General features: G+C 28.9%; 24 protein-coding genes and 1 other RNA gene. 22 read left to right on the top strand and 3 right to left on the bottom strand.

What is annotated here, in order from left to right; translation table 11 throughout:
• Positions 1-493 precede the first annotated feature (493 nt).
• Positions 494-946, top strand: coding sequence for a thioredoxin-dependent thiol peroxidase (gene bcp, locus KV700_RS04725; RefSeq protein ID WP_165730456.1), 453 nt, complete (start codon positions 494-496; stop codon positions 944-946).
• An 81-nt stretch (positions 947-1,027) separates the two neighbouring features.
• Here the strand turns inward: bcp and KV700_RS04720 are convergent, their stop codons facing one another.
• Both KV700_RS04720 and KV700_RS04715 read right to left on the bottom strand, forming a co-directional pair.
• Complete coding sequence (locus KV700_RS04720; protein ID WP_254712972.1) at positions 1,028-3,418, bottom strand: carboxypeptidase-like regulatory domain-containing protein; 2,391 nt, start codon at positions 3,416-3,418, stop codon at positions 1,028-1,030.
• 64 nt (positions 3,419-3,482) lie between these two features.
• Positions 3,483-5,186, bottom strand: coding sequence for a M23 family metallopeptidase (locus tag KV700_RS04715; RefSeq protein ID WP_254712971.1), 1,704 nt, complete (start codon positions 5,184-5,186; stop codon positions 3,483-3,485).
• A 578-nt stretch (positions 5,187-5,764) separates the two neighbouring features.
• On the opposite strand from KV700_RS04715, the gene KV700_RS04710 reads away from it, so the two are divergent.
• From KV700_RS04710 to rny, 4 genes are all read left to right on the top strand, one after another.
• Positions 5,765-6,055, top strand: coding sequence for a hypothetical protein (locus KV700_RS04710; RefSeq protein ID WP_166382051.1), 291 nt, complete (start codon positions 5,765-5,767; stop codon positions 6,053-6,055).
• 13 nt (positions 6,056-6,068) lie between these two features.
• Entirely contained in the window at positions 6,069-6,359 is a 291-nt protein-coding gene (locus tag KV700_RS04705; protein ID WP_166382053.1) for a cell division protein ZapA, read from the top strand.
• Positions 6,360-6,415: 56 nt separating this feature from the next.
• Positions 6,416-6,524, top strand: a non-coding RNA gene (ssrS, locus tag KV700_RS04700) — 6S RNA.
• Between the two features lie 47 nt (positions 6,525-6,571).
• Positions 6,572-8,140 (top strand): ribonuclease Y, encoded by a 1,569-nt coding sequence (gene rny / locus KV700_RS04695; protein WP_166382055.1) that lies wholly within the window; start codon positions 6,572-6,574, stop codon positions 8,138-8,140.
• Positions 8,141-9,540: 1,400 nt separating this feature from the next.
• Here the strand turns inward: rny and xerD are convergent.
• Complete coding sequence (gene xerD / locus KV700_RS04690; RefSeq protein ID WP_218599367.1) at positions 9,541-10,437, bottom strand: site-specific tyrosine recombinase XerD; 897 nt, start codon at positions 10,435-10,437, stop codon at positions 9,541-9,543.
• 285 nt (positions 10,438-10,722) lie between these two features.
• On the opposite strand from xerD, the gene KV700_RS04685 reads away from it, so the two are divergent.
• The 17 genes from KV700_RS04685 to KV700_RS04605 all read left to right on the top strand — a co-directional run bounded on the left by KV700_RS04685 (position 10,723) and on the right by KV700_RS04605 (position 25,535).
• Positions 10,723-11,223 carry a transporter gene (locus KV700_RS04685; RefSeq protein WP_218599366.1) on the top strand — a complete coding sequence of 167 codons (501 nt, stop codon included), beginning with the start codon at positions 10,723-10,725 and terminating at the stop codon, positions 11,221-11,223.
• 266 nt (positions 11,224-11,489) lie between these two features.
• The gene (gene aroQ / locus KV700_RS04680) at positions 11,490-11,909 is read left to right on the top strand and encodes a type II 3-dehydroquinate dehydratase (protein WP_166382063.1); all 420 of its coding nucleotides are present in this window, start codon (positions 11,490-11,492) and stop codon (positions 11,907-11,909) included.
• 1 nt (position 11,910) lies between these two features.
• The gene (locus KV700_RS04675; protein ID WP_218599365.1) at positions 11,911-12,840 is read left to right on the top strand and encodes a glycosyltransferase family 2 protein; all 930 of its coding nucleotides are present in this window, start codon (positions 11,911-11,913) and stop codon (positions 12,838-12,840) included.
• Positions 12,837-13,499, top strand: coding sequence for a GNAT family N-acetyltransferase (locus KV700_RS04670; protein ID WP_218599364.1), 663 nt, complete (start codon positions 12,837-12,839; stop codon positions 13,497-13,499). The genes KV700_RS04675 and KV700_RS04670 overlap by 4 nt, the downstream gene beginning before the upstream one ends.
• Positions 13,487-14,593 (top strand): dTDP-4-amino-4,6-dideoxygalactose transaminase, encoded by a 1,107-nt coding sequence (gene rffA / locus KV700_RS04665; protein ID WP_218599363.1) that lies wholly within the window; start codon positions 13,487-13,489, stop codon positions 14,591-14,593. The genes KV700_RS04670 and rffA overlap by 13 nt, the downstream gene beginning before the upstream one ends.
• 18 nt (positions 14,594-14,611) lie before the next feature.
• Positions 14,612-15,904: a hypothetical protein gene (locus tag KV700_RS04660; protein WP_218599362.1), complete on the top strand. Its 1,293-nt coding sequence runs from the start codon at positions 14,612-14,614 to the stop codon at positions 15,902-15,904.
• A gap of 19 nt (positions 15,905-15,923) precedes the next feature.
• Positions 15,924-16,517 (top strand): glycosyltransferase family 39 protein, encoded by a 594-nt coding sequence (locus KV700_RS04655; protein ID WP_218599361.1) that lies wholly within the window; start codon positions 15,924-15,926, stop codon positions 16,515-16,517.
• On the top strand, positions 16,514-17,236 hold the full coding sequence (locus tag KV700_RS04650; RefSeq protein ID WP_218599360.1) for a hypothetical protein: 723 nt from the start codon (positions 16,514-16,516) through the stop codon (positions 17,234-17,236). The genes KV700_RS04655 and KV700_RS04650 overlap by 4 nt, the downstream gene beginning before the upstream one ends.
• Before the next feature lie 210 nt (positions 17,237-17,446).
• Entirely contained in the window at positions 17,447-18,295 is an 849-nt protein-coding gene (locus KV700_RS04645) for an ABC transporter permease (RefSeq protein ID WP_218599359.1), read from the top strand.
• A gap of 2 nt (positions 18,296-18,297) precedes the next feature.
• Complete coding sequence (locus tag KV700_RS04640; protein ID WP_218599358.1) at positions 18,298-19,578, top strand: ABC transporter ATP-binding protein; 1,281 nt, start codon at positions 18,298-18,300, stop codon at positions 19,576-19,578.
• A 124-nt stretch (positions 19,579-19,702) separates the two neighbouring features.
• Positions 19,703-20,128: a DapH/DapD/GlmU-related protein gene (locus KV700_RS04635; RefSeq protein ID WP_166382077.1), complete on the top strand. Its 426-nt coding sequence runs from the start codon at positions 19,703-19,705 to the stop codon at positions 20,126-20,128.
• Positions 20,125-20,823: a hypothetical protein gene (locus tag KV700_RS04630; protein WP_218599357.1), complete on the top strand. Its 699-nt coding sequence runs from the start codon at positions 20,125-20,127 to the stop codon at positions 20,821-20,823. Before KV700_RS04635 ends, KV700_RS04630 begins: the two co-directional genes overlap by 4 nt.
• Positions 20,807-21,823, top strand: coding sequence for an N-acetylneuraminate synthase family protein (locus KV700_RS04625; RefSeq protein ID WP_166382081.1), 1,017 nt, complete (start codon positions 20,807-20,809; stop codon positions 21,821-21,823). The genes KV700_RS04630 and KV700_RS04625 overlap by 17 nt, the downstream gene beginning before the upstream one ends.
• A 3-nt stretch (positions 21,824-21,826) precedes the next feature.
• A complete protein-coding gene (locus tag KV700_RS04620; RefSeq protein ID WP_218599356.1) occupies positions 21,827-22,465 on the top strand; it encodes an acyltransferase in 639 nt (212 codons plus the stop codon).
• Positions 22,455-23,816: a glycosyltransferase family 2 protein gene (locus tag KV700_RS04615; RefSeq protein WP_218599355.1), complete on the top strand. Its 1,362-nt coding sequence runs from the start codon at positions 22,455-22,457 to the stop codon at positions 23,814-23,816. The genes KV700_RS04620 and KV700_RS04615 overlap by 11 nt, the downstream gene beginning before the upstream one ends.
• The gene (locus KV700_RS04610; protein ID WP_218599354.1) at positions 23,806-24,732 is read left to right on the top strand and encodes a hypothetical protein; all 927 of its coding nucleotides are present in this window, start codon (positions 23,806-23,808) and stop codon (positions 24,730-24,732) included. Before KV700_RS04615 ends, KV700_RS04610 begins: the two co-directional genes overlap by 11 nt.
• The gene (locus KV700_RS04605; RefSeq protein WP_218599353.1) at positions 24,729-25,535 is read left to right on the top strand and encodes a glycosyltransferase; all 807 of its coding nucleotides are present in this window, start codon (positions 24,729-24,731) and stop codon (positions 25,533-25,535) included. The genes KV700_RS04610 and KV700_RS04605 overlap by 4 nt, the downstream gene beginning before the upstream one ends.
• The last annotated feature ends 35 nt before the right edge of the window (positions 25,536-25,570 follow it).

Here is a 25,570-nt window from a genome sequence, read left to right as displayed (position 1 = left end):
GCTTGTCGAAGACTGTTTTGGATGCACCTCGACAAGTTCAGTGTGACATTTAGAGTTTTAATTGGGAGCAGTGCTAGTTTGATCATATTTTAGATTTAAACTCACTTTTTTTATTAATGATACTAAATAACAATGTATCTATTATATGTCAGTCGGAGCTTGTCGAAGACTATTTTGGATGCACTTCGACAAGCTCAGTGTGACATTTGGAGTTTTAATTGTGTTTGGTGCTAATTTGATCATATTTTAGATTTAAACTCACTTTTTTGTTAATTATACTAAATAAACATTTATCTATTATATATCAGTTTGAGCTTGTCGAAGACTATTTTAAAAGCACTTCTTCAATCTCAGTGTGACATTAGAAATTTTTATTGATTTATAGTTGATTAGAATGAAAGCATAAATACAGATTTACTTTTTATTAAGCTATCGACTTTAAACTTGAAGAAAACTTTGTTACTTTGTATCTTTGTAATAAAAATAATTAAAAATGACATCACTAAAAATAGGAGATAATGCTCCACAGTTTGAAGCAAAAGACAATGCTGGAAACACCATTAAGCTTTCTGATTATGCAGGTAAAAAGCTAGTATTATTCTTTTACCCAAAAGCAAGTACACCAGGTTGTACTAATGAGGCGTGTGATTTACGCGACAACTATCAATCTTTTTTAGCAAAAGGATATGATGTTTTAGGCGTAAGTGCAGATTCAGAAAAAAGACAGCAAAATTTTATCAATAAAAACGAATTGCCTTTTCCGCTTTTAGCGGATGAAGATAAAGCTGTAATTGAAGCTTTTAATGTTTGGGGGCCAAAGAAGTTTATGGGGAAAGAATATGATGGAATTCACAGAACAACTTTCGTAATAGATGAAAAAGGAGTAATTGAAGATATTATATTAAAAGTGAAAACAAAAGCACACGCTGCTCAGATTTTAGATTAAAAAAAATGTCAATACAAGTAACGAAGCTATCTGCATAGAAAAAGATTGATTCGTTACTTGTAAAGATATAAAATTTTTGATTTAAAATTTCATGCCAACCTTAAAGTTTAAAACTCTAGCTGTCATATAATTTGGTATGCCGAATTGTGTTTTAGAGTATACATCTCTTACCCAAGTGTTGGTAATTGAGTTTTGAATATCAAACATATTAAAAAGCTCTAAACCTGCGGATAATTCTTTAAATTTAGACAACCAACCCGTTTCATATTGTTTATTCGCATCTACAAAAATATAAGAAACTCCTAAATCTGCTCGTTTATAATCTCTTAAACGACTTTGATATTGGTATACATCTGCATAAGAAGGAGAACCTCCCGGAACACCTGTATTGTACACCAAGTTTAAGTATGCTTTTAGGTTTGGTAAATTAGGAACATAATCTTGAAAAAGAATTCCGAATTTGATACGTTGGTCAGAAGGTCTTGCAATATAACCTCTATTATCTATATTTTCTTCGGTTTTTAAATACCCTAAGCTTACCCAGCTTTCGCTACCAGGAACAAATTCACCATTTAAGCGAACATCCAATCCGGTTGCATACGCTTTTGTAACATTGTCTGCTCTATAACGAATTCTAACATTGTCAATAGAGTAAGCGTTTACATCAGATAAATCTTTGTAATACAATTCTGTGGTTAGTTTAAATGGTCTGTCCCACATATCAAAACTATAATCCATTCCTGTAACTAAGTGAATCGATTTTTGCGCTTTTACATCTACATTAATATCACCATTAAAATCTCTTAACTCTCTGTAAGAAGGTGGTTGAGAATACCATCCACCAGAAATTCGAAACAACATGTCTTTGTCCCAATTTGGTTTGATAGCAAATTGACCTCTAGGACTAATAATGGTCTGGTTTTTAGATTCGATACCGTTTCCTGTAACAGACCAACCTTGAGCTCTAAGTCCTAAGTTGTAAAAAACTTCATGCTCGTTCCAAAAAGAACGTTGGTTAAATTGAACAAAGGCAGAGAGTCTATTAATGGCAACATTATTATCTTTTCTGATGTTTTGATATGGCGTTATTTCACCTTCAAAAGGTTGGTAAGGTTGTTTGTTAGAAGTGTGATGAGGAGGTCTTATAGAAAAACCTAACGAATCGATCATTTCCCATTCTCTAATTCGGTCTCTAATATCTTCTTTTTGATATTTAGCACCAAAATTCCATTGTATATCATCTTTCTTGATCGTTCCTTTTATTTGAAGATTGGTAATTAAGGCATCTAAATCGTTACGGGCATGATTTAATTGAGAACCAATTCCTTGAGAGAAATCTACTTCACCAAAATTTTCTGATCCAATATTGGCATCAACTTCACCTAAATTATATGCTGCAGCAATATCAAAATGTTCTTCTTCTTGTGTGTTGTATCTAGATGCGGTTGCTGTTAATGTAAAATCTTCATTCACCTTATAATCCGCAGAAAAAGCACCAAACATCGTTAAATATTTATCTTGCTCTTGCCCTGAATAAAAAACGATTAATTCTAACGGATCTGCAACCGTACCAAAACGTGTTCTTCTAGATATCGGTTGATAATTATAATCGTTTAAAGAAAAATTCCCTAGAAAGTTTAATGTAAATTTTTCTGAAAATTCATAAGATAAATAGGTTTGTACGTCTGTAAATTGTGGTCTAAAATTAGTTTCAATTTGTTTACTATTTACAAATAAGCTATTGTCTCTATATCTAACACCTGTAATGGTGCTTAGTTTTTTATTTAGAAAATTTCCCTCAAAAGTAACGCTTGCACCTAGCAGACTTGCATCTATTGTAGTAGCCGTTTCTGTAGGTTTTTTGTAGGTAATATCTAAAACAGATGATAATTTATCACCGTATTTTGCTTGAAATCCACCAGCAGAAAAATTAATATTCTGCACCATATTCGAGTTGATAAAACTTAAGCCTTCTTGCTGACCAGATCTAATTAAAAAAGGTCTGTAAATTTCAATTCCGTTTACATAGACCAAGTTTTCATCAAAATTACCACCTCTAACATTGTATTGCGTACTTAATTCGTTGTTATTACTAACACCAGGTAAAGTCATTAATACGTTTTCTACACCCGCATTAGGTCCAATTACATTTTTAACAACAGCAACATCAATCTTCTGTATACCTTGGGCATTTCTTACGTTGTCTTTAATTACAATTTCTTTTAATTCTTCTGTTTTTGAAGAAAGAATAACGGAGTAACGGACACCATTTCTGCTGTTTCCAATATAATTTTTAGTAAAAGTTCTATAAGCTAAATGGCTAAAAACTAATGTAATTTCTTCTTTATATGGAATTCTCATCGAGTAGTTTCCATTTTTATCTGTGGTGGTACCAACGTTGTTGTACTTTATGGAAACTTTTTCTATAGGTTGTTTGTCCTTATCATTAACAGTTCCTTTAAGAATTGTCATTTTTTGAGCAAAAGCACAGAAAGGTAGAAAGCATAAAAAGAGTAATATTTTTTTCACGTAGTTTTTAGTTTACTTGTTTTTTAAAGAACGTTGTAGAAAAGGTATTGGTATTTCCAACATTGTCTGAGACTACAATTTTAAAGATATGTTTGCTACCAACCAATTTTTTATCACTAAAGTTATAGGTTAATATTCTTTTTTTATGATTGTATTCCATTAAAATCCATTCATCATTAAGCGTTGCTCTGTAATTTTTAATTCCAGAACCGATATCAGAAATTTTAACTTTTATGGTTTTTCTTTTAGAAATCCATTGGTTGTCTTTAAAGTATAATACGTTTACTTTTGGTTTATGAGTATCAGACATTAAAGCATAATTGCCCAAAGTTTTTGTTGTGGTATAAAATGTACTGTCTTTTTTTCTGGTATATTGAAACCTTGGGTATTTAGCGTTTTTTACATTTGCTATGTAAAGTTGTTTTTTTTCTGCTTCAGAATATTTAGAAACATTAAAAGTTAACGTAAAATTTTTAGCTAAAGGAATGGTAGGTCTATGAATTTTAGCAACGCCTTTATCAACTTTAAAATCTAAATATAGGTCTTCGTAAAATGTGTTCTTAGGAAAAGCAACAGTTACATTATCTTCTGTAAATTTATAAAAGTTTTTAGCAACTATTTTATAGGCAGTAGTATCTGCTGGTTGCATAAAGATTGTATTATTTTCTGTACCGGCAATTGGTATTTTTAAATAGCTTGCATTGCCTTTATAGTCTTTTGCAATAATTTCTATGTTGTAATTTAGTCCGTTTAAAATATCTAACTTACCGTTATTAACTAAGTCTTTATAAATAGAAAGTTTATTTACATCATCCTTATAGGTTTTTTGATACTTCTTTTTATATTTTATATAATGCGGATAATCTATAAGTAGATTGATGAATTTACTTTCTGGAAAAGAAAATGTTTCTACATCATGATAATAAAAACGTTTTCCGTTTACAAGCATTTCTAAACTGAATATTCCATTTTTATTGGTTGCTTTGTCCAGTCTATCAAACACATTTACACCAAAACCAATGGCGCCAGAAGCAGTGATTTTACCGACTTTATATTGTCCTTTTTCTATACTATTTAAAGAAATAACAGTGCTTTTATTTTTATTATTAATTCTAGCATTGCTGTTTAATGGATAAATTTTTAAATCCTGAAAAAGAGGTGGGTTTGTATCAATAGGATTCAACCCAAAAAACAACGGATTGATGATGTGTTCTGTGGCAGTATCTCTTATTTCGTAGTGTAGATGAGGTCCACCAGAACTACCTGTATCGCCAGAAAAAGCAATAACTTCTCCTTTTTTTATAGGAAATTGATTGGGTTTAAAAAACAAGTTTCCAGTTTCATAATTTTCTTTTTTGTATTGTATCGCTTTTACATACTCTTGTATTTTATCAGCATATTTACTTATGTGTGCATATACTGTTGTAAACCCGTTTGGGTGGGTAATATAAATAGCTTTACCAAAACCAAATTGAGCAACTTTTATTCTAGAAATATAACCATCTGCTGCTGCATATATTTTTAGTCCCTCTCTACCTTGTGTTTTTATATCTACTCCAGAATGAAAGTGATTGCTTCTTAATTCACCAAAAGTACCTGCTAAAATAGTAGGGATACCTAAAGGGTTTCTAAAATAGTCTTTTGGGTACTTTTCTTGTGAATGACCAAAAAAAGCAGCTAATAAGGTGAATAAGAATAGGGTTTGTCTCAAAATGAAAATATTTTCTACAAAAATAGTGAAAATCATTTTTGGGTTAAAGAATTCATCTTTAGTTTTTTAATAAAACAAGTTATTGAAGCTAACTTAATGATTAATAGCGCTGTACTAAAAGGCCTAAGAAATAAGACGCTCTTAATTAAAGGTTTTAGCAGTTTTTGTATTAAAAAAAATGTTTAATTAAAAGTATTTCATTTCACAATCCCTTTATTAATAATAGGTTTTACGTAATTTTTAAATGATGCTCTTGCTTTTTTGAAGATATAAAGTAGACTAATTTTATAATAAGCTGTAGCTGTTTGTTAGGTAGTTAAAGTGAATACTTGGTTATTGGATGTAAAAGAGAAGTGGTTATAAAGTATTATATCAGACAATAATGATTTTTAGTAAGAATATCATTTTATAAATTGAACTTACACATAATATTTTAGGTCTAAACAAATTGAATTCCATAATGTTAACTGAAGTATTTTATGAATTTAATAGTTGCTATAGAAAATAAGTGACAAAATGTTGTAAAGTTTAAAACAGAATGTTAACTTTGTAGTTATAGTTTTATTCTTAAAATATAGATGGGTAATACAATTGAAGCAATTCATTTACTGGAAGATAAGTTAGAAAGCTTATTATCAAATTATGAATTTTTGAAGAATGAAAATGAGATTTTGCTTCAGAATACAAGTAAATTACAACATCAATTAAAAGAAAGAGAGCAATTATTAGCAGTTCAGAAAAAAGAGTATGATTTGCTTAAGATTGCAAAAACTATAGACGGCAGTAGTACAAATACAAGAGATACAAAACTCAAAATAAATACTTTAATTCGAGAAATCGATAAGTGTATCATACAGTTACATAAATAAAGTTCATTAAATTGTGGGAAAACTTAAAATTAATATTGTTATAGCAGGTAGAACTTACCCTTTAAGTGTAAATAACACTAAAGAAGAAGAAGGCATGAGAAAAGCCGCAACTGCTATTAATAAATTAATTTCTATGTATGAAGAAAATTACGCAGTAAGCGATAAACAAGATGTTTTAGCTATGTGTGCGTTACAATTTGCTTCAAAAGCAGAAATAGCTTCATTAGAAAAGGATTCTACAGATAGAGAAGTAGTAGATAAAATAAAAGCGTTGACTAATTTAGTTGATGCTCATTTAAAATAAGTTCTTTAAAATATACATTAACAACACACTGCCTACGTTAGTACATTGTTTATTAAACTCAACACGATTCAATTATGAAGGATGAGTCTTAACTACTAAAGCAAGCCATCTAGAATGGATCCTTGAACAGTTAGTTAGTCCTATAAGTAACCATATTTGGAGTTTAAAAAACCTCACTAATGTAGGCTTTTTTTATATATTAAATTTAAATTATGGAGGAAATGATACTTCCCATTATTGTGGGAGTTTTGATAGGAATTGCAGGTGGATTTTTGATCGCTAAAGCGATGGAAAAAGCAAAAGGAAAAAAAATACTTAGTGGCACTCGAAAAGAGGCCGCAACAATCTTAAAAGAAGCTAAGATAGATGCCGATTCTGTAAAAAAAGAAAAGATTTTACAAGCAAAAGAAAAGTTTATTGAATTAAAGGCTGAGCATGAAAAAGTAATTCTTACTAGAGAAAAAAAGATTTCTGATGTAGAGAAACGTATTAGAGATAGAGAATCTCAAGTTGCCTCTGAAGTAGATAAAAATAAAAGATTAAATAAATCTTTAGAACACAAAGAAGGTGAGTTTAATAAAAAGTTAGACTTTTTAGAAAATAAAGAGTCTGAATTAGAAAAAATGCACAAGCGTCATGTAGATATGCTAGAGCAAATTTCTGGTTTATCGGCAGAAGATGCTAAAAAAGAATTGATTACCTCTTTAAAAGATGAAGCAAAAACAGAGGCAATGGCTTTTGTACAAACTTCTATTGAAGAAGCGAAATTAACAGCAGAACAAGAAGCTAGAAAAGTAGTTTTAGGTACAATACAAAGAGTAGGTGTAGAACAAGCAGTAGAAAACTGTGTATCTGTATTTAACTTAGAGTCAGACGATGTTAAAGGTAGAATTATTGGTAGAGAAGGGCGTAATATTAGAGCTTTAGAAGCTGCAACAGGTGTAGAAATTATTGTAGATGATACTCCGGAAGCAATTATTCTTTCTTGTTTTGATCCTGTGCGTAGAGAGATTGCTAGATTGGCAATGCATAAGTTAGTAACCGATGGTAGAATTCACCCAGCAAGAATAGAAGAGGTTGTTAAAAAGACAGAAAACCAAATTACCCAAGAAATTATTGAGGTAGGTAAAAGAACCGTAATAGAATTAGGTATTCATGGTTTACATCCAGAATTGATAAAAACGGTGGGTAGAATGAAATATCGTTCTTCTTACGGACAAAACTTATTACAACACTCGCGTGAAGTAGCAAATCTTTGTGGAATTATGGCTGCAGAAATGGGCTTAAATGCAAAGGTTGCAAAACGTGCTGGTTTATTACATGATATTGGTAAAGTGCCAGATACAGAAAGCGAACTTCCGCATGCATTATTAGGTATGGAATGGGCTGAAAAGTATGGAGAAAAACCAGATGTTTGTAACGCAATTGGAGCTCACCATGATGAAATTGAAATGAAAACCTTAATAGCGCCAATCGTACAAGTTTGTGATGCTATTTCAGGAGCAAGACCAGGAGCAAGACGTCAGGTTTTAGATTCTTACATTCAGCGTTTAAAAGATTTAGAAAATATTGCATTTGGTTTTCCAGGTGTTCAAAAAGCGTATGCTATTCAGGCAGGACGTGAATTACGTGTAATGGTAGAAAGTGGTAAGGTAAATGACACCAAAGCTGCTGAATTATCTTTTAGTATTTCTCAGAAAATACAAAATGATATGACATATCCAGGTCAGGTAAAAGTAACGGTTATTAGAGAAACAAGAGCGGTGAATGTGGCTAAGTAAAAGGCTGTTTTAACCTTCCCCAAAGGAAGGGATACTGTTGTGTATTCAAATATTTTAAAAATTCCTATCATGTTTATGGTAGGAATTTTTGGTTTTATGTATTTCTTAGTATTAATCGTTTTCCTTTTTGTTTGAGTGTCTACGAATCAACGAAGAAAGAAGCGGTTTGTATGTAAATGCTGGTTTCAGAAATGCAAAAGGAGCTAATTTGTCAGATAAAGAAGTTTTCTTAAATGAATTACAAACAGAAACTCCGAGTCCTTGAGGAAGCGTTCGTTTAGATGTTTTTACACATCATTATGCATTAGAAAACATTAAAAAGAAACATTCAAAATTGGTGTTTGTTTCTTATGGAGAAACCGATGATTTTGCACATGATGGCGAATACGATGCGTATTTAAAATCGGCACAAAGAACTGATACATTTATTAAAAAAAACTATGGGACTTTACGCAACAAAACTCTTTTTACAAAGGTAAAACCACTTTTATAATTACTACAGATCATGTTAGAGGTACAGCGCCTTTAGAAACCTGGAAGCATCACGGAAACACTATAAAAGATATAGACAAAGTTCGGCATGACAAGGTTTAAACTTTTTAGACAGCTTCTTTTTTTTGTCAACCTGAATTTATTTCAGGTTCTTTTGGTGTTTGGATTTCTGTGCGCAAAGATGCTGAAACAAGTTCAGCAAGACAAAGTTTAAACCTTTTTAGACAACTTCTTTTTTTTTGTCAACCTGAATTTATTTCAGGTTCTTTTGGTGTTTGGATTTCTGTGCGTTGAGATGCTGAAACAAGTTCAGCATGACAGGATTTAATTTTTTTTAGACAGCTTTTTTTTTGTTAACCTGAATTTATTTCAGGTTCTTTTGATATTTTAATTTCTGTGCGCTGAGATGCTGAAACAAGTTCAGCATGACAAAGTTTAAATCTTTTTAGGTAGTCTCTTTTCTTTGTCAACCTGAATTTATTTCAGGTTCTTTTGGTATTTGAATTTCAGTACGTTGAGATGCTGAAACAAGTTCAGTATGACAAGGTTTAAACCTTTTTAGTTAGTCTCTTTTTTTTGTCAACTTGAATTTATTTCAGGTTCTTTTGGTGTTTGAATTTCAGTACGTTGAGATGCTGAAACAAGTTCAGCATGACAGGATTTAAACTTTTTAGACAGCTTCTTTTTTGTCAACCTGAATTTATTTCAGGTTCTTTTGGTGTTTGGATTTCTGTGCGTAAAGATGCTGAAACAAGTTCAGCATGACAGGGTTTTAATTTTTTAGGTAGTCTCTTTTTTTTGTCAACCTGAATTTATTTTAGGTTCTTTTGGTGTTTGGATTTGAGTGCGTAAAGATGCTGAAACAAGTTCAGCATGACAGGATTTTATTTTTTTAGGTAGTCTCTTTTTTATTTTCTAGGATGATAGGTTTCAACAACTTCCTTTAAATAACTTTTATCTAAATGCACATATACTTCTGTAGTAGTAATACTCTCGTGACCTAACATTTGTTGAATAGCTCTTAAATCTGCACCGTTTTTTAATAAATGTGTCGCAAAAGAATGTCGCAATGTATGCGGACTAATTTTCTTCTTTAAATCTATTTCTAGAGCTAGGTTTTTAAGAATGATAAAAATCATCTGTCTAGTTAATCCTTTGCCACGTCTGTTTAAGAAAACAGTATCTTCAAAACCTTTTTGTGCATTTATATGTGTTCTAATATCTTTTATATAACTCGAAATATATTTTTGAGCAGCATAATGAATCGGTACAAAACGCTGTTTATTTCCTTTTCCGATTACTCTTACAAAACCTTCATCAAAAAATAAATCAGAAATTTTTAAAGTAATGAGTTCACTTACACGCAAACCACAACTGTACAAAGTTTCTAAAATAGTTCTATTTCTTTCGCCTTGCGGATGGCTTAAATCGATCGCAGAAATAAGACTGTTAATTTCATCTTCGGACAAGGTATCTGGTAATTTTCGTCCAATTTTTGGCGCTTCAATTAAATCTGTAGGGTTGGTTTCTCTATAATCTTCAAAAATTAAATAATCGAAAAAGCTACGCAAACCAGAAATAATACGTGCTTGACTTCTAGGATTTACACTTTTAGCAACTTCATAAATAAATTGCTGAATGGACTCTTCATCAATAGTAATAGGAGTGTGGTTGATTTCATTTTCTTCTAAAAACAACATCAGTTTTTCTAAATCTCTTGTATAACTATCAATTGTGTTTTTAGAAAGCCCTCTTTCTATCTTTAAAAAGAGTTGAAAATCTCTAATTGCGTTTTGCCATTTCATGGGATAAAGATATTGAATCTATAGAATTCAATTGATAAATACCTGTTTTTATTTATCAAAACTAGTTGAAAAAGATATTATTATTAGTTAAGGCACAGTGGAAGACTAATTGTTTCATAATAAAGATTTCTACTGTGCTCAACCAGACATATTACGTATTTATAAACGATGGAACTAATTACTGCTCTCTACAACTATCTTATTTGAGTCAATTTTTAAAGCAATAACGTTCATGTAAAAACCAGTACTCATTTACTTTTGTAGGGAACTTAAAAATTAAATATTATGAAAAAAGTATTGTTAGTTGCTTTTGTAGCAATAATGGGTGTAAGTACTATAAATGCACAAGAAGGTGTTTTAAATGGTGGCGTAAATGTAGGTATTCCTACAGGAGATGCCAATGATTTCTATGGGGCAGCATTAGGAGCAGAATTAAATTATATGTTTCCTGTAGCTGATGGTTTTACCTTAGGTCCGTCTGTTCAGTATGCTCATTTTTTTGGAAAAGATATAGATACTGCACTTGGAACAGTAGAAGTCTCGGATGCTTCTTATTTGCCAATATCTGGTGCGGCAAGATTTAATGTTTCAGATAAATTTGTAGTTGGAGCAAACCTTGGTTATGCAGTAGGTTTGAGTGAAGATTTAGATGGCGGTTTTTATTATAGACCTGTAGTTGGCTACAAAATTGGTAATACTACACAGTTAAATGTTTCTTATTCCGGAATTTCAAATGATGGTTTAGAGATGAACAATGTTAGTTTGGGAGTAATGTTCGGACTGTAAAATATAGACATTGTTTAAATAATGTCGTTGTAATTTATGAATTAAAAATGGTTTCACCAATGTCAGTTCGAGTGATTTTTAATGAAAAATTGTATCGAGAACTAGTTCCATTCTAAAATGGTATTATAATATAGGTTTACAGATTTCAATCTTAAACTTCACAGAAATTGATGTAATTTTATTAAAAGACACGATTGATCTTATTATATATGAACGGAAGCTGAAAAGCTTCCGTTTTTTTATGTAAAAAAATGTATTTTTGTTTTATGAAATTACTGATACTAAACGGTCCCAATTTAAATTTATTAGGAAAAAGAGAACCAGAAATTTATGGTTCAGAAACTTTTGAGCAATATTTTGAAACGCTACAAAAAAAATATTCAACGATTACTATAGAATATTTTCAATCTAATAGTGAAGGTGCAATTATAGATAAGCTGCACGAAGTTGGTTTTAGTTATGATGGCGTAGTTTTAAATGCCGGTGCTTACACGCATACTTCTGTGGCTATTGCAGATGCTATTAGTGGTATTACTACTCCGGTTGTTGAGGTACATATTTCTAATGTTCATCAAAGAGAAACTTTTAGACATCATTCTTTTTTATCGCCAGTTTGTAAAGGGGTTATTTTAGGTTTTGGGTTAAAGAGTTATGAGTTGGGAGTTGAGAGTTTAATAAAGGATTAAGATGATTGAATTTTCAGTAGTTGTTCCTTTGTACAAATGTTCCGAAACTTTAAAAGAGCTTTGTGCTAGGTTACAAACCGTTTTCAATAAGTTAGAAAAAACGTATGAAATTATTTTAGTCAATGATGGTAGTCCTGGTAATGATTGGGAAGTAGCTTGTAGTTTATCAAAAGAAAATAAAAACATAAAATCGATTAATTTAAGTCGTAATTTTGGACAGCATCCAGCTATTTTTTGTGGTTTAGAAAACGCAAAAGGAGAATGGATTGTTGTAATGGATGGAGACTTACAAGATGTGCCAGAAGAAATAGAAAAATTATATTTAAAGGCTTTGGCAGGGGTTGATATTATTTTGGCAGCAAGAACAGAAAGAGAAGATAAGTTTACCAAAAAATTAAGTTCTTTTCTTTTTTACAAAACATTAAATTATTTCACAGGATCTCAATTATCACATGCAGTTGGTAATTTTGGGCTTTACAATAAGAAAGTAATTAAATCAGTTCTTGGTTTAGGAGATTATATTAAATTTTTACCAGCAGCAATAAATTGGGTTGGTTACAAGTCTGACGTGGTTGAGGTTTTACATAGTAAAAGAAAAGAAGGGGTTTCGAGTTATAACTTATACAGTTTGTTAAGTCTGGCTTTTAATAATATTGTTTCTTTTTCTAATAAACCTTTAAAAATTGTTATAAAATTTGGTTTTATTTTAGTAGGAATATCTTTATTTATGATATTCTATAACTTTTATTTAAAAATTACTGACAAGATTACTGTAGATGGTTATTCGTCTATTGTAATTTCTATGTGGTTTTTATTTGGGTGTATGATATCTATTATTGGTGTTGTTGGTGTTTATTTGGGTAAAGTATTTGATCAAGTTAAAAATCGACCTACTTATATTGTTCAAGAAAAAATAAACATAGAATCATGAGATTAAATTGGGATTCCGACTTTTTTGAACACGCCGTATATAGAATTGATTTTAAAGAAAAGAGTAATCTTCAATTTTTGAAAGGTTTGACTTATATGTTTTCAGAAAATTTACTAATAGGTTTTTCTAATTTCTTGCAGGACACTAAAATAACTTATACAAAAGAAGTATCTAATAACGAGCTTGTAGAAAAAGAAACTTTAGATGATATAGTAAGATATGATTTTGATTATGTTGATAAAAATTTATTAGATTTAGCGATTCAAAGTGGAGCATATTCTAGGTTTAAGAAAGATGCTAATATTCCTAATTCTAAATTTGAAAACTTATATTATTTATGGGTACAAAACTCTATAAATAAAAAAATTGCAGATCAAATTTTTGTTGTTTTTAATAATGATATTATTTCAGGGTTTATAACAGTTAAAAAGAAAGGTTATATCTGCAAAATAGGATTAATTGCAGTAAATCAAAATTATAGAGGTTTAGGATTAGGAAAGAAACTTATGCAAAGAGTTGAGCATTGGGCTTTAGAGAATGAATGTAATTTAATAGAAGTAGAAACTCAGTTAGATAATGACATCGCAAATAAATTTTATAAATCTTTGAGGTTTCTAGAAAATAAAAGAGAATACATATATCATATATGGAAAAAATGAAACAGGTACCATTTAACAAGCCTTACCTAACAGGTAATGAAACAAAATATATAGAGCAAGCAGTTGCCTCTGGTAAAATTTCAGGAAATGGGGTTTTTACGCAAAAGTGTCAGCAATTTTTTGAGGAACGTTATGGAATCACAAAAACATTATTGACTACATCTTGCACAGATGCCCTAGAAATGTGTGCTATTTTATTGAATATTAAAGAGGGAGATGAAGTGATTATGCCTTCTTACACGTTTGTTTCTACAGCAAATGCTTTTGTATTAAGAGGTGCAAAAATTGTGTTTGCAGACTCAAGAGCAGATCAACCTAATATAGATGAAAATAGTATAGAAGCTTTAATTACACCAAAAACCAAAGCAATTGTGGTGGTGCATTATGCAGGCGTTGCTTGTGAGATGGATACCATTATGGCATTAGCTAAAAAATATGGTATTTATGTTGTTGAAGATGCTGCTCAAGCAATTGATTCTTATTATAAAGGAAAAGCATTAGGAAGTATTGGTCATTTGTCGGCATTTTCTTTTCACGAAACAAAAAATGTAATTAGTGGAGAGGGAGGTTTGTTAGGTATTAATGATACACAATTTATAGAAAGAGCAGAAATTATCTGGGAAAAAGGGACCAATCGTTCTGCTTTTTTTAGAGGAGAAATAGATAAATATGGTTGGGTAGATGTAGGTTCTTCTTTTTTGCCTTCAGAAATTATAGCTGCATTTTTATGGGCACAATTAGAAAATTTAGAGGATATTCAAAATAGAAGAAAAGAAATTTGGAATGGTTATTTTACGTTTTTTAAAGAAAATAACAACATTAAGTTGCCTTTAGTACCAAAGTATGCAACTAATAATGCACACATGTTTTATGTGCTTTTAGAATCGTTAAAGAAAAGAAACGAATTTATTGCTAGTTATAAAGAAAAAGGAGTGAACCCTGTTTTTCATTATGTAAGTTTGCATTCTAGTCCTTATTTTAAAGAGAAGCATGATGGTAGAGTGTTAGCAAATTGCGATAAATATGCAGATACGTTGGTAAGAATGCCTTTGTATTATGAGTTGGAGCAAGAAGTTGTTTTTAATAGTAAATAATGAAAAATATGTTATAAAATGATATTTAATTTTTTTAAAGATAAAGAAAAGATAAATATTTTAATAAAAAGTACAGTGATATTCTATGTGTTTTCTGCTGTACTGCTGTTAATCTATTGGATTTCAAAGTCATCTTTACAAGTAGGTGATAATGATGGCTATTTAACAAATTTTAAAATATATTTAGTTGAGGGCTTTTATGAGTCTAATATTCGGGGTACTACAGTCGTTTATTATGGGGTTCTTAAGTTGTTTTATGATATTTTAGGAAGTGTACAATATGCTTTTTTTACCTTAAATTTTATTTCTCAATTTATTATTTTATCTATGGGTGTAGTAATGATTTTGAAGGTAAAAACTAGAAAAGAAAAGATATTTAATTTAATAATAGTATTACTATTCTTTTTCAGAATTTTGATTTTAGAGTCATATATAAAAGCATCTAACGACACTTTTATGGGGGTTTTTGTTGTTTTAATTTTTTATCTTCTAATATTTAAAATTACACCTAATAAACGAGTTAAAAGTGTTCCATTTATATTGTTGGGTCTTTTTTTAGCCATTTGCTTAGGTATTAGGTTGCCTAGTGTGTTATTAATTCCTGTTATAGCTGTAGCTATTGTTTTGTGGGGGTTTAAACATAAAATAACTTTGTCTGTTTTTCTTAAAAAAGTATCCCTATTTATAATTTCTTTTATTGTATTTACATCGATCATACATTTTCCATCTTTAAAGGAAAACGGTAGTTTAAGTTTTTACGATAAGAACCCAAAAAGTGGTTATAATTGGTCGCAAAGAAATTATTTAGGGGTTATGAATTTAGATAAAGAAAATTTAAAATTAAGTAGTGGTAATATTTGGGTTACTAAATTTGAAGATGTATCAAAGTATATTTTGGATAATGGAGAAGATTCATTGCCTGTTAATTTATATGAGTCTGTAATAATGGGGCCACAGTTATATTTAAAACTTATTATTTCAAATCTATTGTACTTGTTACAATGGTTAATTAGGTTTAGTGGTTTTTTGTTATTGTTACCTTTTATCGCTTTTGTTATTAATAAAAAAAATGTCCTAAAAAATATACCGTTAATATTATTTTGTACTTTTTGTTTGAGTTTGTTATTAGTGTTATTTTCATGTTTAGAGTTACGTTGGTTTCTAGGTTATGAAGTCTTAATATATTTAGCAATTGCTTTTTCAATAAAAGAATTAACAATAGGTCATATGGCTAAATTAAAAGTTGTTTTTATAATATCACTTTTAGTAGTTACACTGTTGAATATTAGAGGGGTATTAGCAATTATATAAAGAGTTAATCATGTTTTTTATGAGTAAAATTAAATATAGGATATTGAGTTTTTTGCTTTGGGTTAGTCTTTTAATGACAGGTCTATACGCTTATATTAGAATTCTTACAATCTTTTCTAGCCCAATAACTCTTGGAGATGAAGGTGGTTTTTTAAAGGTCTTTAATATTTTTATTACTTCAGGATTTTCTGAAGCTAATATTTATGGAAACTCAACTTTTTTTAATTGTATTTCTTATTTATTTTATCAAATTGGTTTTGGACAACTTATGTCTTTAAGAGTAACTAGTTTATTTTTTGCTGTATTTAGTATATATTTACTTTGGGTTTTAATAAGAAAAAATTTTAATCATTTATCTTCATTATACAAAAAAGGTATCATGATTACTTCTGTGAATGCAATGGTTGTAATGTCATTTATATTTACAGGGATTAATGATGTTTTTATGACCTTTTTTACACTACTATTTTTTATAGTTTTCTTTAAAATTAAACAAGATAAAGAAAATAAGAATATTATACTTTACTTCTTGTTAGGTGCTATTTTTGCATTAATACTCTCAACACGAAAAATGGAGTATTATTATTATTCCCGACATTTATTTTTGTTTTGATACTGTATTTTTATAATCAAAAATTTGATTTTAAGACTTTAGTAAATAGAGTTTCTATAATAGCTGTTAGTTTTTTTTTAGGTTTACTACTGTTCAATTATCCGTCTTTAAAAGAAAACGGAAAATTATCTTTTCACGAAAAAAAAATAGAAACCGTAGGAGTCTCTTGGCCTCAATTACAGTATCTAACTGCAATTTGGTTAGAAGAAGGTAAAGTGGCGTATGGAAAACATTGTAATCCAGAAGATGTGTTGGCTTATATTTCTAATAATGGAATTAATTCATTGCCTAATTCTATTTTAGGAACAATGATTTTTAATGTACCTAGAAGTATTAAAACAGCGATAAGAGAAGGTGCTTATTTGATAAAACCATATACACGGTTACTTGGTTTAGTTTTTCTTTTAGGAGTGGTATTGTTTTTTAAAGGAATCTTTATGAAAGAAATAAATATAAAGAAAATTATTAATAATGAAATAGTTGTTTTTTTTATAAATTACACGCTAATATTTGTTTTAATCATTTGTACCTATATAGAATTTAGGTGGTTTATGCCATTAGTAATATTATTACCAATTTTGTTTTTTTCTTATTTTGATAAGTATATAAAAAGTAAGTGTAACAATAACCTTGAATTTTTATTTTTTGTAGGGCATTTTTTATTATTAGCTTTAATGAATGTGAAGTTTATCGTTAGTAATTATCATAGCTTAATATAAGTTTTTATACTTATTTATACCAATTCTTTTTATAACCAGTTTGTAAAGATGTTATTTTAGGTTTTGGTTAAAATTTATGAGTTGGATGTAGAGCATTTTTCATAAATTTTAATCGTCAATTATAAAAATAAATCAATAATAATTAAAGCTAATTTTTAGTGTTAAAAAATATATAATAAATTATATTTGTTCTCTAAGAAAAATTAATAAATGGAGAAAGAAAAGTGGTTGTTAGAAATAACACCAAAAAATAATTTATTCGATTTAAATTTAAAAGAAGTTTGGGAGTATAAAGATTTATTATTTCTTTTTGTAAAAAGAGATGTTATAACACTTTATAAGCAAACCATACTTGGGCCTCTATGGTATTTAATTCAGCCATTATTTACCTCAATTATATTTACTTTAGTTTTTAATAATGTTGCAGGAATTCAAACAGGAGGTATTCCTCCGTTTTTATTCAATTTAGCAGGGATAACTACTTGGAATTATTTTAAAGATTGCTTAACCCAAACAGCAGATACTTTTAAGAAAAATGAACAGATTTTTGGTAAGGTATACTTTCCAAGAATTATTATGCCTATGTCTGTAGTCGTTTCAAATTTATTGAAATTTGGAATTCAAATATTTATTTTTATAATATTTTATTGTTATTTCTTATTTGCTGGTTTTGATGTTGAGCCAAGTAAATACGTTTTCTTATTTCCTATATTGGTGTTGTTTATGGGGATGTTAGGATTAGGATTAGGAATGATTATCTCGTCTATGGTTACAAAATACCGCGATTTAACTTTTCTCGTAACTTTTGGTATTCAGTTGCTAATGTATATTTCTCTTGTTGTATTGCCATTGTCTCTTTTTCAAGAAAAAGGATTTGAATGGGCCGTAAGGTATAATCCAATGGCTTATATTATAGAAACTGGTAGATTTATGTTATTAAATGAAGGAAGTGTTTCTTTGTTTGGTATTATTTATACAGTAGTAATAACTCTTGTTACCTTATTAGTGGGTGTTTTAATTTTTAACAAAACTGAAAAAAGTTTTATCGATACTATTTAATCATGAAATCTAACGAAGTAATTTTAAAAGTAGAAAACCTAAGCAAACAATATCGGTTAGGAACCGTTGGCACGGGGACAATTAGTCATGATTTAAACCGATGGTGGCATAAAGTAAGAGGGAAAGAAGATCCGTTTTTAAAAGTTGGAGAATCTAATAATAGAGCTATAAAAGGAGAATCGGAATATGTTTGGGCTTTAAAGGATATTAATTTTGAAGTTAAAAGAGGAGAGGTTTTAGGCATTATTGGTAAAAACGGAGCTGGAAAATCTACGTTGCTTAAAATTCTTTCTAAAGTAACAGGCCCTAGTACTGGTAGCATAAAAGCAAATGGAAGAATAGCTTCATTGTTAGAAGTGGGTACTGGGTTTCATCCAGAAATGACAGGGAAAGAAAATGTTTTTTTAAACGGCGCAATTCTAGGGATGACTAAGAAAGAAATTGCTGATAAATTAGATGAAATTATTGAGTTTTCTGGATGTGAACGCTATATTGATACTCCCGTAAAAAGGTATTCTAGTGGAATGAAAGTTCGGTTAGCATTTGCTGTTGCAGCATTTTTAGAGCCAGATATATTAGTTGTTGATGAGGTTTTAGCTGTTGGTGATGCAGAATTTCAAAAGAAGGCGATTGGTAAAATGCAAGATATATCTAGCCAAGGAGGTAGAACCGTTTTGTTTGTGAGTCATAATATGAATTCAGTTGCAAAACTTTGTACTAGTACTATTCTTTTAGAAAATGGAGAAATTGTATTTACAGGGGAAGTAGAAGAAGGTATTAAAAGATATGAGTTTGGTAACTTAAAAGATACTAGTGATTACAAAGGTGTTAAAACTAGAGGGTTAAAAGTGTTTTCAGATATTATATCCGTAAAAATTTTAAAATCTAATGATTTAATTTATATGGGAGATGATTTGTTTTTTTCTATAAAATTAAAAATTAAAAATTTAACTAAAAACGTTGAATTAGGGTATCGTTTATATCATAAAAATATTCCAACTATGACTAATATTACTAATTGGGATATTGGATCTTTAGACTTAGAAAAGGGGAATTATAATTTTAATGCAGCTATTGCTAAAAACATGTTATTTCCAGGTATTTATACATTAGAAGTTTTTGTAAGGCAAATTAATAATCCGGTAGACGTTATTGCAGATAATGCAAAAAGTTTTAAAGTTGAGTGGAAAGATATTACAGGACACGAACCTAATTTTGACACTATAAGTGTAAAAGGGATGTACACAAAAACAGAATGGAATATAGAGAAAGATAATGGGTAACGAGTCTTCACAATTAAGAAAACATTTAAAATATTCTCTTTATAACAGACTCCGTTCATGGTATCAAGGATTTAGGATAGGTAAATTAGGTAAAAATGTTTGGCTTGATAAAAATGTTTCACTCATGCGTTTTCCTAAAAATATAAAAATAGCAGATGATGTTATTATAAAGGAGGGTGTAAAAATTTGCCCATGTAATATGGATGCAAATGTTATTATTGGAGAAAGAACGACAATTGGTTATCACACTTTTATATTTGCTTCTTCAAATATAAAAATAGGTAGTGATTGTTTAATTGCTCCATTTGTATATATCGTTGATAGTAATCATAGTATTTTAAAAGAAAAAAATATAAATCAACAACCAAACCAATCTAAAGAAATTGTTATAGGAGATGATGTTTGGATTGCAAGTAATGTTACCATTTTAAAAGGAGTTACTATTGGTAATGGGGCTGTTTTAGCTGCTGGTACAGTTGTTAATAAAGATATTGAAGCATTTAGTATTAATGCAGGAAGTCCTTCTAAAATAATTGGCTATAGAAAATGAGAATAGGAATTGTAGTTTTATGTAGGTATTCTTCGTCTCGTCTTTACGGTAAGATTTTAAAAGAAATTAAAGGAAAAAAAGTCTTAGAATATATTTGCGATAAAGTAAGTCGTGTAAAAGGAATTGATGGTTTCTGTATTGCTACGTCTGTAGAAAAAGACGATGATGCCATAGAACGTTTTTGTAAAAAAAATAATGTAAATATTTTTAGGGGAGATTTAAATAATGTTTCTAAACGTTTTTATGAGTGTGCAGAAGCAAATAACTACGATGTAATAGTTAGAATTAACGGTGACAATATTTTTTTAGATAAAGATTTAATTTCTGAAGCCATTATTAAATTTAAAAAAAATGATTTAGATTTTCTTTCTAATGTAAAAGAAAGAACTTACCCTAAAGGAATGAGTATTGAAATTGTTAGAAAAGATGTATATGAAGCTCATCTAAAAAATATGACTTCCGATTATTATAGAGAGCATGTAATGCCGTATTTTTATGATAATGAAAAGTTATTTAAAACAATGTATTTGTATAATGACGATGATAGATGTAAAGGAATAGATTTGGCATTAGATACTCAAGAAGATTTTAATACTGTTACTAAAATATTATCTTTAACTACTAAGTTACATTACAAATACAATTACAAAGAAATAGTAAGTTTATACAAAAAAATAAATGATAAACAAATTTAAAGGAAAACACGGTCCCTTACTTATTGCCGAAATAGGAGGAAATCATGAAGGTAATTTTGAATACGCATTAGAGTTAACAAAATTAGCTATTGATGCAGATGTAGATTATATAAAATATCAGATGTATTCTGGAGACACTCTTGTTTCTCAACAAGAAAGCCCTGTTAGAAATAAACATTTTAAAAAGTTTGAGTTATCAAAAGAACAATATATTCAATTAGCAGAACTTTGTGAAGCTAACAATGTAGGTTTTATGGCTTCTGTTTGGGATTTAGATTATATTTCTTGGATAGATAAATACATGCCAATTTATAAAATTGGCTCTGGAGATTTTACCGCTTACCCTATATTAGAAGGCATTGTAAAGCTTAAAAAACCAATTATTTTATCAACAGGACTTAGTACTCAGCAAGAAGTTTTAGATACAGTTAAATTTATTCAAAATTTAGACTCATTGTATTTAGATAAACAATATTTATCAGTATTACAATGTACTTCTATGTATCCAATACCATACTCTAGTGCTAATTTATCAGTTATGGATACTTATAAAAAAGAAACAGATTTAACTATTGGTTATTCAGACCATACAGAAGGTAGTTATGCTTTAGAGATAGCTGTAGCAATGGGAGCAGAGATTTTAGAATTTCACTTTACAGATAGTAGAGAAAATAAAGAATTTAGGGATCATAAAGTTTCACTAACAAAAAACGAAGTTTTAGATTTAATCTCTAAAATAAAAAAAATTAACGATTTAAAAGGAAACCCAATAAAAACTCCAACAGAAATTGAAATAGAAACAGGCCATTGTACAAGTTTTAGAAGAGCTGTATACCCAATTAGAAATTTAAAAGCAGGAACTATTATCACTAAAGATGATTTGGCTTATTTAAGACCTAATCATGGAATTGATGCTCGTGACTATAAAGAAGTAATTGGAAAAACTTTAAAGGAAGATGTTATTAAACATCAAAAAATTACATTTGAAATTTTAAAATAAGAAATGTTTTATCCTCTACTAAAATTATTTTATGATAAAAAACCTATTATTTTAGGTTGGATTTATAAAGTATTATTTTCTAATAAAAATCTTAAAATTGGTAAAAACTTTAAGTGTGATTCTTTCCCTATAATAACTTTAGATAAAAATGCTAAAATTCACTTAGGAGATAATCTGATTTTTAGAAGGAATGTTGAAATTAGAACGCATCAAAACTCTAGGTTAACTATTGGTGATAATTGTAGAGTAGATAGAGGAGTAAGAATATTGTCTACTAATAAATCTCATATAGACATAAGTTCTGGTGTTCGAATTGGTCTGTATAGTGTTTTTAACGGTGGAGACTCTATTTTTATAGGTAAAGATACTTTAATCTCTGGTTTTGTGTATTTACAAACAAGTATGCACAACTATTTTGAGGAAGGAAAAAATATACAAGAACAAGGTTATACACACAAGAGAATAATTTTAGGAGAAGATTGTTGGCTTGGGACACATGCAGTAATATTTCCAGGAGTTAATCTTAAAAATAAAGTTATTGTAGGTAGTAGTTCTGTTGTAAATAAATCTTTTGGAGAAAGTGCTATTATTGCTGGTTCCCCCGCAAAAATTATTAAAAAAAGAAAAATTAATGAAATATAATTCATCTCTAGTAACAGTTTATATAACAAATTATAATTATCAAGATTATTTAGAAGAAGCTTTTACTAGTTTAGTAAATCAAACGTATAATTCTATCGAAATAATAATTATTGATGATGGCTCTACAGATAATTCTATAAATATTATTAAAAGGTTATCTGAAAAGCATGAAAATATTCAAACTATTTTTCAAAAAAATAAAGGATTAAATAAGACTAATAACGTTGCTATTAAAAAAGCTAGAGGTAAATATATTATGCGATTAGATGCCGATGATATATTAGAACCGAAAGCTATAGAGAAAATGGTAAAGGTGTTGGATGAAAATGATAATATTGGATTGGTTTTTCCTGACTATTATTTAATGGATGAAAATGGCTTTAAATTTTCAGCTCATAAAAGGTATAATTTTGATACTGACGTTTTATTATTTGATAGACCTGCTCATGGTGCTTGTACAATGATTAGAATATCCTTTTTAAAGGCTGTAAATGGATATGATGAAGATTTTACATGTCAAGATGGTTATGAGATTTGGTTAAAATTTATTACACATTATCAAGTGAAAAATATAAATGAACCTTTATTTTACTACAGACAACATTCATCTAATTTAACAAAAAACGAAACTAAAATATTATCTACCCGAGCTGCCATTAATAAAAAGAGTGTTCAAACTAAAAATATTAATATTGAATCAATATTAATACTACCTATTAGAAATGATAAAAAATATTTAAAGGTAATTGCTGGTGAGTCTATTCTTGAAAAGAAAATTAATGTTGTTCTTTTAGCTGAAATACCTAAAAAAATTATTGTTACTAGTAGTTCTAAGGATATTAAAGAATTTGTTCAAAAACGATATAAAGATGAGTCTAAAATAATTTTTATAGAAAGAAGTGAGGTTTTAGAGCGCAAAACAACACCATTATCTGAAACTATTAATTTTATACAAAAACAAATTGATGTAAATTATAATGCAATTCAAATTATTTCTCCAGATTTTCCATTTATAGAAAGCTATAGTATAGATGATGCGCTAAATACTATGTTTTTATTTGGGTCAGATTCAATAATAAGTGTTAGAGAAGATAACCATATGTTTTTTCAACATCATGGTAAAGGAATGGAACCTATTTTAAATCAAAATAAATTCACAAAGTTAGAAAGAGACACTTTGTTTAAAAGTGTAGGTGGTATTTCTGCTGTTAAAAAAGAAGCTTTTGATTTAAGTAATGAAATTATTACAGGTAGAGTAGGTCATTTGATGGTGGAAGAAAAAGCAAGTATTGAATTAAAGAATCAATATGGACTTGATTTAGCTACAAATATTTTTATAAATGAACAATAAAGAATTAATTGAAGTATGTAAACCATACAGTTTTAATAAGGCTGTATACTTTCATTCAAGTGAGCAGTATGGTTTTGGTAAGATTCTTAGAAAGATGGCATTTTATCCTTCATTTTTACCTATTTGTGCCCATTTTGAACACTCTAGCCCTCCTTTCTTTGATGAAATTTGGGATATTGAAAAAAAATTTTTGACAGTAGCATTTTTTCACAGAGATGATTATGTAGCTCAATGGAATGATAGGTTTAAAGAAAAAGCAAAAGGAATGTCTTTTATGTCACCTTTTGTTTGGTATAAAAAAAATAAAAAAATAAAAATTTCAAAAACTGCCAAAGGAAGTCTTTTTTTTATTCATCATACAAGAGAAGGAGTTGATAGATTGCATGATCAGAATAGAATAATTAAAAAAATAGAAGGGGTAGATGAGGATCAAAAACCGGTTTCTTTTTGTTTTTATTATTTAGATATTCAAAAAGGACTGCATTTACCTTATCAAGAATTAGGATATAATATTGTTTCTGCAGGCAACTCAAATAATCCAAATTTTATAGAGAATTTTTATAATTTAATTATTAACTATAAATATGCTTTAACAAACTCTATTGGAGGACATTTACTGTTTGCGACAAATTTAGGCATGCCTGTTTCTTATTTTGAAGAACTAGAACCTATTCACAAATCAGAATTACATAGGTTTAACCAGGCTATGTTAACTTTACATACAAGTAAAACATATTTAGACGCAAAAAAACTGTTTAAAGGAAATAATAAAGAGGTAAATGTTAAACAAAAGGAGTTTACTGACAGGATGTTAGGTGTTTTCTCTAAAACAAATAGATTTCGATTATCTATAGTTTTATATAAATCACTGATTCAATACTTTTTTTTTAAGATAAATATAAAATATAATAAATGATTCCTAAAATAATACATTACTGTTGGTTTGGAAATAAAGAAAAACCAGGTTTAGTAAAAGATTGTATTGAGTCTTGGAAAATACATTTGCCCGATTATGAAATAAAAGAATGGGATGAAACCAATTCTAAATTAGATTCTAGATTTGTTCAAAAAGCATATAAGTTAAAAAAATGGGCGTTTGTTTCAGATTATATAAGGCTTAAAAAAGTATATGAATACGGAGGTATTTATTTTGATACAGATATGTTACTTTTAAAAAATTTAGATCCATTTTTAGAAGATAAAATGTTTATTGGTTGTGAAGATGAAAAAACAATTAATGCAGCAATTTTTGGAGCTACTAAGAAACATCCTTTTATTTATAAGATACTAGAAAATTATAAAGACTTAAAAATTGGAGGATTTGTAAATTTATTTTCCATAGCAATTCCTATAATAATAACTAAAACATATAAAAAGGCATATAATTATAATGATCTTTTTTTAACAAAGTTAGAGAATGAAAATCTTATTGTATATCCAACAGAATATTTTTACTCATTACCTTCTAATGAGTCTTCTAATAAAAATAATTTCACCAACTATTTAACTGAAAATAGTTATGCTGTTCACCTTTGGGATGCTTCTTGGGTAGATTTAAATGAGTTTGAATATATTAGAGCTAGAAAATACTTGAAAGGGTTTGTCGAGTCCATAAAGAATCTTAAACATTCTCAAAAATTAAATGCTAAATATTTAAGAAAAATTTTATCTGCAATAAAAACATCGATATTAACGCCAGAAAAGATTAAAATTAAATAGCTAGAAAATCTATTTAATTATAGTTAATGATTATG

The organism is Polaribacter sp. NJDZ03 (genome assembly GCF_019263805.1).
GTDB lineage: Bacteria > Bacteroidota > Bacteroidia > Flavobacteriales > Flavobacteriaceae > Polaribacter.
Note: the sequence above shows the minus strand (reverse complement) of the source record. Positions and strands in the feature narration are given on the sequence as shown.